Source organism: Cytobacillus sp. FSL W8-0315 (assembly GCF_038002905.1).
In the GTDB taxonomy this organism is placed as follows: domain Bacteria; phylum Bacillota; class Bacilli; order Bacillales; family Cytobacillaceae; genus Cytobacillus; species Cytobacillus pseudoceanisediminis.
Genome location: NZ_JBBOOC010000001.1, coordinates 1,088,297 through 1,102,749, shown reverse-complemented (window position 1 = coordinate 1,102,749; position 14,453 = coordinate 1,088,297). Strand labels below are relative to the sequence as shown.

The 14,453-nt window shown below is 42.1% G+C and carries 12 protein-coding genes; all 12 read right to left on the bottom strand.

The window, feature by feature from the left end; genetic code table 11:
- Positions 1-4: 4 nt before the first annotated feature.
- Entirely contained in the window at positions 5-496 is a 492-nt protein-coding gene (locus MKY20_RS05745) for a TRAP transporter small permease (RefSeq protein ID WP_251174239.1), read from the bottom strand.
- Between the two features lie 64 nt (positions 497-560).
- Entirely contained in the window at positions 561-1,583 is a 1,023-nt protein-coding gene (gene dctP / locus MKY20_RS05740; RefSeq protein ID WP_159863100.1) for a TRAP transporter substrate-binding protein DctP, read from the bottom strand.
- A gap of 81 nt (positions 1,584-1,664) precedes the next feature.
- Complete coding sequence (locus tag MKY20_RS05735) at positions 1,665-2,768, bottom strand: NAD(P)-dependent alcohol dehydrogenase (RefSeq protein WP_159863101.1); 1,104 nt, start codon at positions 2,766-2,768, stop codon at positions 1,665-1,667.
- A gap of 45 nt (positions 2,769-2,813) precedes the next feature.
- Positions 2,814-3,848: a zinc-dependent alcohol dehydrogenase gene (locus MKY20_RS05730; protein ID WP_251174241.1), complete on the bottom strand. Its 1,035-nt coding sequence runs from the start codon at positions 3,846-3,848 to the stop codon at positions 2,814-2,816.
- A 318-nt stretch (positions 3,849-4,166) separates the two neighbouring features.
- Positions 4,167-5,201, bottom strand: coding sequence for a LacI family DNA-binding transcriptional regulator (locus MKY20_RS05725; protein WP_251174242.1), 1,035 nt, complete (start codon positions 5,199-5,201; stop codon positions 4,167-4,169).
- A 267-nt stretch (positions 5,202-5,468) separates the two neighbouring features.
- On the bottom strand, positions 5,469-6,731 hold the full coding sequence (locus MKY20_RS05720) for a PTS ascorbate transporter subunit IIC (protein WP_009332099.1): 1,263 nt from the start codon (positions 6,729-6,731) through the stop codon (positions 5,469-5,471).
- A 121-nt stretch (positions 6,732-6,852) separates the two neighbouring features.
- On the bottom strand, positions 6,853-7,122 hold the full coding sequence (locus MKY20_RS05715) for a PTS sugar transporter subunit IIB (protein WP_009332100.1): 270 nt from the start codon (positions 7,120-7,122) through the stop codon (positions 6,853-6,855).
- Positions 7,123-7,134: 12 nt separating this feature from the next.
- Positions 7,135-9,252, bottom strand: a complete 2,118-nt coding sequence (locus MKY20_RS05710; RefSeq protein ID WP_251174243.1) for a BglG family transcription antiterminator — start codon at positions 9,250-9,252, stop codon at positions 7,135-7,137.
- A gap of 215 nt (positions 9,253-9,467) precedes the next feature.
- Complete coding sequence (locus tag MKY20_RS05705; protein ID WP_251174244.1) at positions 9,468-10,031, bottom strand: hypothetical protein; 564 nt, start codon at positions 10,029-10,031, stop codon at positions 9,468-9,470.
- A 107-nt stretch (positions 10,032-10,138) separates the two neighbouring features.
- Entirely contained in the window at positions 10,139-11,629 is a 1,491-nt protein-coding gene (gene argH / locus MKY20_RS05700) for an argininosuccinate lyase (RefSeq protein ID WP_251174245.1), read from the bottom strand.
- A gap of 15 nt (positions 11,630-11,644) precedes the next feature.
- Positions 11,645-13,336 (bottom strand): ABC transporter permease, encoded by a 1,692-nt coding sequence (locus MKY20_RS05695; protein ID WP_251174246.1) that lies wholly within the window; start codon positions 13,334-13,336, stop codon positions 11,645-11,647.
- Complete coding sequence (locus MKY20_RS05690) at positions 13,333-14,439, bottom strand: ABC transporter ATP-binding protein (RefSeq protein WP_019380724.1); 1,107 nt, start codon at positions 14,437-14,439, stop codon at positions 13,333-13,335. The genes MKY20_RS05695 and MKY20_RS05690 overlap by 4 nt, the downstream gene beginning before the upstream one ends.
- Between the last annotated feature and the right edge of the window lie 14 nt (positions 14,440-14,453).

Here is a 14,453-nt window from a genome sequence, read left to right as displayed (position 1 = left end):
CATTTCACTCCTTTCTTTCTATGAACTCTTCCAAAATACATGTAATGGAGTTCATTAGAAGCAATACGCCTCCCAGAGGCAAAGAAAGGTAGATAAAGAACATTGATATTCCTGTACCAGGAGCAATTTGATTGCCAAAGCTTTGTGCTACCTTCCATCCAAACATGATAATTATCGTATAAAAAAAGATGGAAATGAGATGGACTATAACTGTCAGCCATTTCTTCACTCGTCCCCTTAACATTTCCGGTACGACTTCAACGGATATAAGCTGGTTTTCCCTAAGCGCAAGCGAGGCGCCAATCATTATCATAAATATCATTAAGAATCTTGAAAGCTCCTCTGACCAGGCCAAAGAAGAGCCGACTACGTAGCGTGCGATAACCTGCCAAAAGATAATAATAGTCATAAATGCCATGATAAAAGCCAAAGCATATCCAAAAAACTTGTTCAGCATATCGATGGTTCGAATATACAATCCGGGTATGCTCTTCATCTAATCAACTCCTTAAATGAAGAGGGCAACAAATCATTCAATTCATCATTGCCCTCTCAGTAGCCTAATAATCCAGATTTTTTACTTTTTCAATGATTTCTTCCCCAATTTTTGGTGCCCACTTTTCATAGACAGCATCGGTTTTCGCTTTAAAGGATTCTTTATCCGGCTCTGTCAGCTCCAATCCCTGATCTTTAAGGAATTTGGCTGCTTCATTTATTTTATCTTCATTTGCCTGTCTTCCAATTGGTTCTGCATGTTCAGCAGCTTTTATAACCGCATCCTGCTGATCTGGAGTAAGACCATCAAAAGTAGCCTTGCTTATAGAAATTGGGCCAGGCGCATATCTGTCCTCCAACAGGGCAACATGACTTTGCACTTCAAAAATCTTGGATGTTTGGATGGTTGCTAATGAGTTGGAATGACCGTCAATAACTCCTTGCTGTAATCCAGTAAATACTTCAGTCCAGGCCATTGGTGTTGCATCTGCACCATAAGCCTTCCATGCATCAATTTGCAGCTCATTTTCCTGAACACGCACCTTCAGCCCTTTTACATCTTCCACACTGTTAATGGCGTTATTTGAAGATGTTGCTACAAAACCATTTTCCACCCAGCCAAGCACCTTAACATTTGTCTGCTCTTCAAATTTTTGAGCCAGTTCATCTCCAATTTCTCCATCTAGTACTGCATGTGCATGCTCTCGATTATCGAATAGGAACGGCAGATCAAACATATTAAATTCCGGAACCCAATTTCCCATAGGACCTGCAGATTGAATAGCCATATCCAGAGAACCCATTCCCATTAATTCAAATACTTCTCTTTCTCCGCCAAGTGCATTATTATAATGTATTTTTACTGTCATTTGATCATCTGTTAAGTTCTCCAGTTCCTCTTTAAATGCCTTTGCTGCTACATCAAATTTTGCTCCCTCAGGCTCAGGAATACTTAATTCCAGTACAGTTTGCTTTCCTTCTGCTGCATCTGCACTAGCCGATTTCTTTTCTGATGATCCCCCTCCGCACCCTGCTAAAGTCAAAGTTAAGATCGTTGCCAGTGAAGCCGCTTTCAATGCTTTTTTCATTTTAAATCCCCCTTTTTATTTTTAGAGCCTTTTGAAGATAAACTCCTCAAAAATAACTCCAAATTCTAAAATCCTCTTCTATTAATCTTGTAAATGATTGGGATATACCATGACTTTTAAACTTCCGCTTCGGTTTGTATGAGCCTGGTTCATTGCTTCCTGGATATCTTCCAGCGGATATTTATCTGTGATGATGGGTTCTATCTTGCTGCCGATAGTATCTAGCAGGCTGATGGCCAAAGGGTAGGTATTCGTATAACGATAGACAGAAAAAAGATCTATTTCTTTTTGAAGCATTAATGTGATGTTGAGAGGCACTTCTTCAATTGCCGGAAATCCGATAACAACAACGGCGCCGCCTCTTTTCGCGGATTCAATTGATGATTGTAATACTTTAGCGTTTCCGGAGGTTTCTATAATCATATCAACGCCTAAGCCCGAGGTTATCTCTTCAATGAATGCATTCAGATCTTCATTTGCAGCGTTAACTATCTTTGTAGCGCCAAATTTTCTGGCTGTTTCCAGCCTTAATGGCTCGATATCACTGACAATGATCTCCTTTGCACCAAATGCTTTTGCCGCTATGACGGTCATCAAACCTACAGGTCCCATACCTGTAATGGCTACGGTGGAACCAGGAGTTAAGCCTCCGCGTTTTACGGCATGGATCGATACGGATAATGGCTCTGCAAGAGTTGCATTTTCGTAAGATAAAGAATCGGGAATTGGAAATAGAAAATCCTCCCGGTGTCTTAAATATTGAACGAAAGCCCCTTTTACCGGCGGTGTAGATAAAAACTGCACGTCGGGACATAGGTTATACCTTCCCTCTTTACACCATTCACAGTTCATGCAAGCAACACCCGGTTCTACAGCTACACGATCTCCAACCTTAAATTTTGTTACTTCTTCACCTATAGACACAACGATTCCTGCACACTCGTGTCCTTGTACATGCGGATACTGGACATATCTTTTGCCAATGCGCCCATGAGCAAAATAATGAATATCCGAACCGCATACCCCAACGGCCATTAACTTGACCAGTACTTCTTTACCAGTCACATTAGGGACTCTTTCTTCTTCAACACTAACTTCCAAAGGTCTTTGCAAATAGGCAGACTTCATTGTCTCCGGAATAAGAACATCTTCTTTTTCACTAGCTGCCAATTTTGTCTTTGACATCTGGCTTCCTCCCTTCGGAATATATCAATTGCATTTAAATGAACTTTATGAGGAATGGCTTAAAAGCACCTTCCCGCATTGCTTTTGTTCACATAGATCAAACGCTTCTTTCCATTGTGTCAGCGGAAGCTTATGGGTAATGATTGGCTGAAGGTTTACTTTCTTTTGATCTAATATCTGTATGACTCGATTCCATGTTTTCATGGAATGTGCAAGAGAACCAAATAGCTGTATTTGTTTGTACAAAATGATATCAAAATCCATTGTGATTTCTTTGCCTGCTATGCCAACTTGAATATGCTTGCCCCGTTTTTTTAAAGCTTTAAGGCAGCTATTGATTGATGGGGCAGCACCTGCACATTCTACCGTTACATCAGCACCCATACCATTCGTTTCATTCATCACAATGGATTGCAAGTCATCAACTGTTACATCAACGACAACATCTGCTCCGAGTTTTTTGGCAATTTCCAACCTCATTTTATCTGCAGATGTTCCTGCTACAATGACTTTACAGCCTTTTACAGCCAGCAAGGACAAACAGATGAGGCCAATAGGACCTGGCCCGGATAATAAAACGGTATCGCCAACTTGAATATTTGTCAGCTCTTCAATGGCCTGAACCGCACAAGCGAGAGGTTCGGATAATGCCGCCTCCTCAAGACTTACATTGTCAGGAATCTTATAAACCATATCTTCTCGAACTACAGCATATTGCGTAAAACTGCCATCCACTCCATGCCCCATTCCCCGGCGTTCTGAACAAAACATGTAATATCCTGTTTCGCAGTAATGGCAGGTGCCGCATGTAATGGCAGTTGACCCAAGCACTGCTACCCGATCTCCCGATTTCACCTTTGAAATATTTTCTCCTGTATCAGCTACAACCCCCGAGAATTCATGACCTATAATGACAGGCGGATAACTTTTAAAGGTCTCATGGTAAATATGTAAATCCGTGCCGCAAATCCCCGTAAACTTCACTTCGATTTTCACTTCATTTGGACCCATAGTGGGTTCATCAATGTCTAAAAGGTCAATATTTCCAATCCCTGGCTCTGTTTTTAGAAGTGCCTTCATTGCATTCTCCTCCTTCAGTACAGTAAGCGCTTACCTTTTTCTATAAAAATAAAATCAAGTGGAAAAGTTTCAATTTAATCATTGGTTAGGAGCCTTTTGTTAAAGCGCTTACTTTTTGAAAAAAATAATTTTTCACAAAATGGAAGGCCTTTTAAAAACAAAAAGTTCTTTTAAAGGCCTTTTAAACCCTCTGCCGATCTAGACCAATGCTTTTAATTACCCTTCTAATTTAAAGAGGGTTTTCACACATTTAGTTAAGCGCTTTATCAAAGGTGTTGATATTATTTTATTCATAATATTATAAAAAATCAATAACTTTTATAAATTTTCTAATTTTTCTTTCAGGTCTTTATTCCTGTTTTTTGCTGTGGAATTTCGGGTGATTAGAGAAGGCAGTAATGTCAAACGCATTTTTTCTTTTTTTTCTCCTTTAATCATCGAAATGATCAAATCCAGCACTTCTCTTCCCATATGCTGAATTGGCTGGGCAACCGTAGTTAATGGAGGCTCTACAATTGTAGCAATAAGAGTATTATCGAAACCCACAACTGAAATATCCTCAGGCACACGCATACCCTGTTCTTTAACAGCCTGGATTGCTCCGATTGCCAATAAATCGTTGCATGCAAAAATAGCTGTTGGCGGCTTATTGCCTTTAAGATATTTAGCTGTCATAAATTTTCCAGGTTCAACATGACTAATCCCATTGATATATTCAAATTCCTGGGTAAACTCTAAATTACTCTCTTCTAATGCCTGCTTGAATCCCCGCAGCCTCTCCCTGTTGCTCCAGACATCCCTGGCAATCACACCTATGTTTTGATGGCCAAGTTCCATTAAATGGGACGCAGCCAAGTAACCGCCCATGAAATCATCTAATGCAACCGTATTTATTGAAAACATTGGAAGATCACGTGCTACTATCGCTACAGGAACATCTTCCTTTACCAATTCTTCCACTTTATTTAAATCTTCAAATCCAGATGCTAAAATGAAGCCATCCACACTTTTTCTTTTTAAAAGAGCAAGATATTTGTTTTCCTTTTCTGTTTGGTAATCAGTACTGCAAATAACAAGGCTGTATCCAAATTCATGTGCACGATCCTCTATGCTGCGTGCAAGCTCTGAGAAAAATGGATTAGCAAGATCCGGAATCAGAAGGCCGATTGTCTTTGTCTGTTTTCCCATTAATGCAGAAGCCATCATATTGGGCTGATAATCCAGCTGTTTCATGACCTCCAGTACTTTCCTTTTTGTTTTTTCTCCAATTCTTCCGGTATTATTAATAACTTTAGAGACGGTAGCAATTGAGACATTTGCTTCTTTTGCAACATCATATATGGTTACTTTCATGTCCTCTCTCCTTGTTCCATCTTAGCTGATTTCATCTGTGTCTCAGATAATAGTTTTTAGCCTACTATTAATCATCAAAACACATTTTAGTTAAGCGCTTTCTTTATCATTTATTATTATTAATCAATTTTCCAAATATATCAATAGGTTATGATTATATTTTTGAATTTTCGAAAAATGATGCACCTTGTCCAATGAATTCAATCGGCAAATTAAAATGCAAAAAAGGATTCCACCCGAAAGCGAAATCCCTTTTGATAAAGCATATTATGAAAACAGTTTAATCAAAAAGCTCAATAAAATCCCCACAACCCCAAAGTCCGAATCTCCAAAAGTAGTTCCTTCAAACCCTAGTGATCCCAGTACCGGCAGCAATAAGGCCGGAAGGAATGAGATTAATAGACCGTTGGCAAATGCTCCGATCATGGCTCCTCGTCTGCCTCCAGTGGCATTTCCGAAAACCCCTGCCGCTGCACCTGTGAAGAAGTGCGGAATCAGGCCTGGCACAATTATTTTCAGGCCGAATAATGGAAGAAGGAACATGGAAAGCAAACCAGCTACGAAGCTGAATAGGAATCCGATAATAACTGCATTTGGAGCAAAAGGGAACACTGCCGGGCAATCAAGGGCAGGCTTCGCATCTTTAACCACTTTATCAGCGATTCCTTTAAAAGCTGGAACGATTTCTGCAATCAGCATCCGCACACCGGCAAGGACTACATATACACCAGCTGCAAACGTAATGGCCTGCATGAGCGAGAATACAAGGAAGTTAACTCCGCCGCTCAATTCAGATTCTACATAGCCTTTTCCGGCGATCGGCGCCACAACCAGGAAGAGAATCGTCATTGTGAGAGACATCGCAACAGATGTATCGCGCAGGAATCCAAGTGATTTTGGCACTTTGATATCCTCCGTCGATTTGGATTTATCCCCTACACGCTTTCCAATAAAGCCGGAAACAAAGTAGCCGAAAGATCCAAAGTGGCCGACAGCTATGCTGTCATTGCCAGTGATTTCGCGTACATATGGCTGGACAAGCGCAGGCATGAATACCATTAATAATCCTAGAATAATAGACCCGATAATGATCAATGGAAGCCCTGTTACTCCGCCAGTTGCAAATACAGCTGAGATAAGGCAAGCCATGAATAAAGTATGATGGCCGGTAAGGAAAATATATTTAAACGGTGTAAAACGGGCAATTATTATGTTCATGACCATCCCGAAAAGCATGATCATCGCAGTTTCTTTCCCAAATGTCTGCTGGGCAATCGCTACGATGGCTTCGTTGTTCGGAATAACGCCCTGGATATGAAAAGCCTTTTCAAACATTTTTCCGAAAATATCAAGTGAGCCTATTAAGATGCTTGCTCCTCCATTCAGGATGAGAAAGCCCATAATCGTTTTAAGCGTACCTGATATGACATCGGCAATGCCCTTCTTCTGCAGAAGCAAGCCAAACAAGGCGAATAAACCAACCAGGATGGCGGGCGTGCCCAGTATATCATTCATGATAAAATCAAACATGTTTACCCCTCCTTTTAAATCCTCTGTATCTATCTTTCATCTAACAGTTTTTCAGGTTATACTGTATTTGTTCTTTTTATTTTTCAGCGGGCGAGTCTATCGCCTGCCCTTTCTTTCTCTATTATGATAAATGGGATTCCAATGCAGCTTTTAGCTCGTTTTGGTCAAGGATGTTTGTCAAACCAATGATCGTTCTTGTTCCGTCATCCAAAGTGGAAATCAGGTCTTTAGATCCCAGGTAGATATCTGCTTTTTCAGATTTAGCCGTAGTTAAATCAGTATGTGAAACATCTGCTTCCACTCCCAGTTGGCTTAAAACTGTTTTCACATTCATTTCTACGATAAAGCTGCTTCCAAGTCCGTTTCCGCATACTACTAGAATTTTTTTCATTTTTTTTCCTCCTTAGTCTTGTGAATATTGATTAATGATTTCTAATACGTCAGCTTGAGTATCAGCATTCTGCAGTTTTTCAAGGTTATCGCTGTCAGACAGCATTTTAGACAGCTGGGATAATGCTTTTAAATGGGTTTCATTATCGATGGCTGCCAGCACAAAGAATAATCTTACCTGATGCTCCGGCTTTTCCGAAAAAGCACAGCTTTCCTTTAATTGCAGGAAGCTCATTCCCAGCTTGTTCACGCCAGCTTCAGGGCGGGCATGAGGAAGGGCTATTCCCGGCGCGATGACAATATATGGTCCCATTTCATTCACGTTTTCAATCATGGCATCAATATAATGCTGGCTGATGGATTGATCGGCCAATAGCGGCTGTGATGCCATTTGCAGTGCTTCCTGCCAGCTTGCAGCCGAATCTGCAAATTGAATTTTATCGGCGGTTAGAACTTCATTTAACATTGGCTTTTGATCCACCTCACTTTTTGCTTCTTTATTTGATTGATAGTAAACCTTCAATTCCTGGATCAGCATGCTTTCGTCATTTATATCTGCATGCTTCCGGATAATGTCCATCAATGCGTCTATGTTTTCTGATTTCGGCCTTTTTTCTGATGCCTGAACCTGCTTAAGCAGAGATTCCTTCTCAGACGGGTTAAGAATCGGATTTACAATAAACACCGGTACATGTTTCCGGGATACTGGCGTTGTCGAAATGACAAAGTCCAAATCTGCCAGGGACGCTTTCTCATATTCACGGACGGTGTATACATTCGCCACATCGACAAACGGCATGAGATCTTCAATTTGTTTCTGAAGGATTCGTGACGTGCCGATTCCGCTGGCACACACCACAGCCGCTTTTTTGCGGGCTTCCACCCTGACGCCTTCTTTATCAATCCAGCCTCCAAAGTGCATCGCAATATAGGCCGCTTCATCATCAGATACTTTTTTGCCCAGCACGTATTCAAAATGATGAACCACTTTTTTGGTTAGAATAAACAGATCCTGATAAGACTCCTGTACAGATTTGGATAATGGATTCTCCAGTTCGATCCCATATTTGATTCGGAAGTAAGCGGGCTTTAAATGAATCAATAAATTCCGTTCAAGCTCCTTCCGATTTTGGAAAAATACGCACGCATATTTTTGAAAATCATCGACCATTCTTACTGCCATTGATTTAAGGATCTCAAGGTCCTGGTTTTCCAGCTCATGTGTATCATAGTCGCTTATTTTCGCACCCAACAGGTAGGTTGCAAGATAACAGGCTTCATCATCAGGAACTTCAAGCTGGAAACCGCTTTCAATTTTCCGGCAAATAAATCGAGCAGCGGTGTACTCTTTTGTTTCTTTAATGACCTGTTTTTCAACAGGATCCATCTTGATGTATTTTTCCTGGTTAAACCTTTTGATCAGCATAAATATATGGGCACTCAGCGTCTCCATTACTTCATCTGTGTAATGAACACCGGAAAATGATTCACTTTCATTCAGAATCTCATAGATCGTTTCTAAATCAGTACGCTGAAACATTTCAGGTGACAGTCCAGGCGTGTCCTGGATGGTTAACTGAACTTCGGATAATAGATCATTCCAGCCGCGATTGGTTAAAACCTGTGATAGGCAGTAAATCAGCATTTTCCGCTTATCCTGCTCCTCACCGGCAATAAAGTAGCCTGAAGATTTATGGAAATTCAACTGAACCTGGTACTGGTTAAGCTGCTTTTTTAATTCCTTGATATCTGCCAGAAGCGTACTTCTGCTGACACCCAGCTTATCCATCAGATCCTGCAGATAAATGGTTTTCTCGCGGGTCAGGATGAGTATGGCAGTCCAGGCCATTCTTTCTTTTCGTGAAAACTCATAACCGGCAGCTTTATCAAACGAGTGCAGCCGCTGTTTAACCTGCTGCTTTTCTTCTTCATCAAGAAAAAATCCAGCAGCACGGATATACTTCAGCTCATCTAAACCCTGGTCTTTGAGCCAGCTATTAATTTTGTCAACATCATAATAAACGGTCCGCTTGGAAATCTGTAATTCTTCCATAAGCTCCTGCGGAGAAACATGTGTAGGCGCATGGACCATTTTCGTCAAAATCGTCATGCAGCGCTGGTCAAGAATCATCGGGAGCGCTCCCTCCTTTACCTGATTCTATAATAGTAAGTTTGCAAAAAGTCAGACTCTAAATTCATCGAATTGTCTGCTTACTACGTATTATACTCCTGTATTACACAAATTGAAGTCCGAATTCTGTAAGGTGGTTTTTGCAAGGATTGGACTCATGGATAATCAGCGGAAATAAAAAAACTTCCTGATTGAATAGGAAGTGGAGGATATGCTTATTCATTTCCCTTAACAATGTGTCCATCTGCATCATAAACTGTAACCTCAACCGGCAATTTAATTTCATCTTTCTCGAAAACAGCATACCAAACCCACAAGTTATCCCGAACAAGAAAGCGGGTTGGCTGGATATTTCCTTCACTGTTAATTATGATGGTTTTGGCATCATCCTCAGCAAATCCATATAGGATGGCAAAATCCTTCTCAGACTTATTATCTGCCCGCCAGTCGATGGCTCCCCTATCTCCTTTTTCTTCGCTGAATTCCTGGAAATCCATCATCGGATATATGAACTTCTTAAATTCTGTAAATTCCTGATTGGTCAGAACAGGGATAATTCCCGAATTGGTCTCTGCAAAAACTAATCGTGAATGGGGGTCAAACAATAGAACCCGCTGGCAGTCTTCGCCAAATTGTTCTGAAACTCTTTCACAGATATCCTTTTCCAGGGAAACAGCAGGGATAACTGGCTTTGCAGGTTCTGCGGTGTATGAAGCCAAAAAATAAATTACACCGGATATTAATCCTAAGCTGAGTACTGCGAGTAAACTTTTTTTCATCTCACTCACCCCCCCTCTAATTCTTATCATATTATATTTTTCAAGAAATAAAAGATAAAAAGAAAAAGCGAATCCCGCATATGCTCCAGCGAAATTCGCTTTTCAAATTAAAATGTAAAGTTAATCAAATTCTCCCGCTTCTCCTTAAGCCCTCTCACAATCCCCTCATAGCTCAACAGATCCCCTGTGAGGGTTTCATTCCGATCCTTGATCATTCTCGAGACCTCATCCGGATTCGGTCCTCCCTGAAGGCTGCGGATCTGCACAAAGTATTCAGGAGAAATGATTTTCTTCCACTCTTCCTCTGAAAGGGAAACGGGAACATATCCCTGAATGACTTCATTCACGTCCTCCACTTTCCAGTCGCACAGTTCTTTCTGATCCTTCACGGTTTGTTTTGAAATATAGCTGGCAATGGAGTGGGCCTTCCGGAAAGGTATGCTGTAGTCTCTTGCCAGAGTGTCCGCCAGTTCGGTGATCGTGATGCACGACTTTTTGGCCATTTCTTTTGCATGGTCTTTATTGACTTTTAAAGTGGCAATCACTGCGTACATCAGCTTTAATACCCGATTGGCATTCGTAAAAGCACGATACAAATGAGGCTGCAGATCATCTTCTGTATCAACGATATCCCCAAATGGCGTATTATGAACCATGTTCATGGCTGCATATGCTTCACCGTAGGCGCTGCTGGCAATGGATCTGGAGTGCTCAATGGAAACGGGGTTCCTTTTTTGAGGCATAATGCTGCTTACCTGCACGTAAGGATCCGCCACCTGGAAGGTGCCAAACTCTCTTGTTACATGCTGAAGGAAGTCCTGGATCCACCGGCCGGTATTCACCATGCAGGTCATCAGGGCTGATGAGGTTTCCAGCAGGTAATCTGCTCCCGCAATCGAGTCATATGAGTTTTCAATAATTCCTTCAAATCCCAATAGGTCACGGGTGCGGTCCCTGCAAATCGGAAAACCGGTCGTCGTAAGAGCCGCTGCACCGAGCGAGGATTTGTTAACGGTTTTATAAGCAGCCCAAAGCCGTTTAATATCCCTTTGGAGAACATCATAAACGGCCAGGAGATAATGCCCCAAAGTGGTCGGCTGGGCCGGCTGTGTATGGGTATAGCCGGTCATATAGGTCTCTTTATGCTCTTCAGCCTGCTCCAGCAATGCCTCACTAAGCTGATAAGCACTTCCAAGGAGCTGCAGCAAATGTTCTCTTAGCACCAGCCTGTACATCGCGATCCCCATATCATTCCGGCTCCGGGCAATGTGGATTTTTCCGGCCAATTCATCGCCAATCTCTTCTCCTATTTTCGCTTCCATCATAAAAAAGAGATCTTCAAATTGAGGCTGGTAGGATAATGAGCTGGTGTCTGACATTGCCACTTTATTAATTCCTTCCAGCATGGTTCTTGCTTCTTCTTCAGGAATGATCCCCTTTTCTGCCAGCATGATCACATGTGCCCGATGAATATCGAACATGACATGGAACAGATAGTCCCGCTGGTCATTAAAAACGGGCATCAGCAGTTCTTCTGCATATGTTTTGCCGGGAAAGACAAGGCCTTCATTTTTAATAAACTCTTCTAATTTGCTCATTTTTTCAACTCCGTTTTAAGACAATGATTTTTCAGCCTTAACTCCAAAAAACTTGTTTGATATGAACAGAACCAGTGCGATTAAAGTAATCTGGATCATACCGTAAGCTGCCGCCTGGCCCATATTGAACATTCTCAGCTGATTCATAATCTCGATGGAAATAGGGCGGTTTGAAAGGGTATACAGCAATACCGAAGTCGGAAATTCACCGACTGACTCCACGAATGCCAGTAATGTCCCTGATAAAACCCCTGGCATAATAATCGGAAGGATTACTTTTCTGAACGTATAGAACCACTTTGCCCCAAGGCTTCTTGAGGCTTCTTCTATGGAATCATCCAATTGCTCCAGTACAGCATTGGTGGATCTGACGACCAATGGAATATGGCGGATAAAATAGGCCAGAGGCAAAATCCAGAATGTGCCGACGAGAATGTTGCCAAATGAGAAGATGGTTGGCTCATTAAAAGCAAAAATCAGATTCATCCCGATAACGGTAGCCGGCAAAGCCCATGGAATCATAACTAAAATATCCACAAAGCTTTTTCCAACAAATTTCCGTTTAACGAGCACATAGGATGCCAATACCCCAAAGACCAGATTCCCTGCTGTAGCAATAACCGACAGGATCAAGCTATTTTTCAATGGCTTGAATATGTTCGGATCCTGGAACAACAAACGATAATTTTCAAAATTAAATACCGATGGATAGGTCTGCCACGTCCAAGTTCCGTCCGGTACGAGCGATAGAAGGAGAATCGTGAAATGCGGAAGCAGCAGAATGATGACTCCCACGATTCCTGTAAAGACCAGTATCCACTTCAAAACAGGATTATTGACTTCACTGCGATGGGCGCCAATTCCTTTAGATGCCATCCGGTAATCCTTGCGGTTTTGGTACCAGCGCATAAACAGCAGGAAGCTGATCGATACAACCGATAATATAACCGATTGTGTGGCGGCCACTTCCATATCGCCATTAATCTTCGAAAAATAAATCTGCAGGCTCAGCACCCTGAATCCTCCTGCCAGGAGAAACGGCGCACTGAAGGATGCCATTGAGATCATAAACACCAATAAAGATGCGGCTACAATAGCCGGTGTCAATAATGGAAAGGTTACTTTCCAAAACACTTTAAAACGATTGGCCCCCAGATTGTACGCAGCTTCTTCAAGAGATGGATCAATTTTATTAATGGCTGATGAAACAGTCATATAGAAATACACATACATAGTATATGCATGGACTATCAAAATGCCTGATATACCGCCTATTTTGAAAGGCACTTCATCCAGCCCGAATAGGTCTTTAATGGCATTGGGAATCAATCCGGTTTCCCCATACAGGAACATGAACGCCATTACCCCTACCAATGACGGCAGGACGATCGGCATAATGGCAGCCGATGCAAAGAAGCCTCTGCCCGGAAAATCATACCGGTTAAAAATGAATGCCAGCGGGATGCCGATCAGTGCACTGGCCAGGACACTTAATACCGAAATATATACAGAATTCCACAGGGCTTCCAGATTGGTCTTGGATTCCTGGGTAAAGAAGTCACTGTAATTCCCGAACGTCATGCTGCCTTCTTTTTGAAGGCTCTCCATTATGGTGCGTAAAGAGGGGTATAGAACATAAGCTATGAGAACCAGCAGGACCGGAATAAGGAGGAGCAGAGTCAGCCTTGTATCCCGATTCTTAATCATGATGCATCACCAGTCACCACAGGAATGATCCGCATCTGCTCTTCAGGCAATTCCACCCAAACCTCTGCACCCGCCTGCAGGTTTCTGGATAAGCCGCTATTCAGGGCATTCACCTGGAGCTTAAGGCCTGCAGCCCTGACCACAACATTGATGAGGGAGCCAAAGAAATGAACTTCCTCAACCATTCCTTTGAAGATATTTTTCCCTTCCGTCTCTTTTTCCAGTATTTTAATAGATTCAGGACGAATGGATAACGCCAGGTTCCCTTTGTTTTCCTGATTATAATTAAATGGGGCATTCCGGACGGAAAGCTCACTGGCACTTTCACCGTTCTGCACTTGTACAAGAATGTTTTCATCTTCTATCCTGCTGATCTTCACAGGAAGCAGATTGATTTCCCCGATAAACCCCGCTACGAAATCATTGGCTGGTTCATTATAGATTTCCGAGGGTGTTCCCACCTGGTGGCAGACCCCAAAGTTAAATACCGCAATCCGATCGCTCATGGATAGAGCTTCTGCCTGATCATGAGTAACATAGATTGTGGTGATATTATAATCTTTTTGCAATCTCAGTATTTCGCTTCTCATTTCATCGCGCAGCTTGGCATCCAGGTTACTGAGTGGCTCATCCAGGAGCAAAATCTCCGGTTCAATCACCAATGCCCTTGCCAGCGCGACACGCTGCTGCTGACCTCCGCTTAACTGGCTCACCTGACGATCGGCGTACTGCTCAAGCCTCACCTTTTGCAATACAGCCTTGACTTTTATATTGAGCTCCTTGGAGCCAAGTTTTCTAACCCTTAATCCAAAAGCGACATTCTCAAACACCGTCATGTGAGGAAAAAGGGCATAGTTTTGGAAAACCATGCCCGTATTTCTCTTTTCAGGAGGTACACGCGTCATATCCTTATCGCCGAAACGGACAACACCTTTAGTAGGATAATAGAATCCAGCAATCATCCGAAGTGTGGTGGTCTTGCCGCATCCACTTGGTCCAAGGAAGGTAAAGAATTCCCCATCCTTTATATCCAGATTTAAATGATCGACTGCAATAACCTTTCCAAAGGCTTTTTGGACATTATCTATGTTTATGGACGCCATACCTATTACACTTC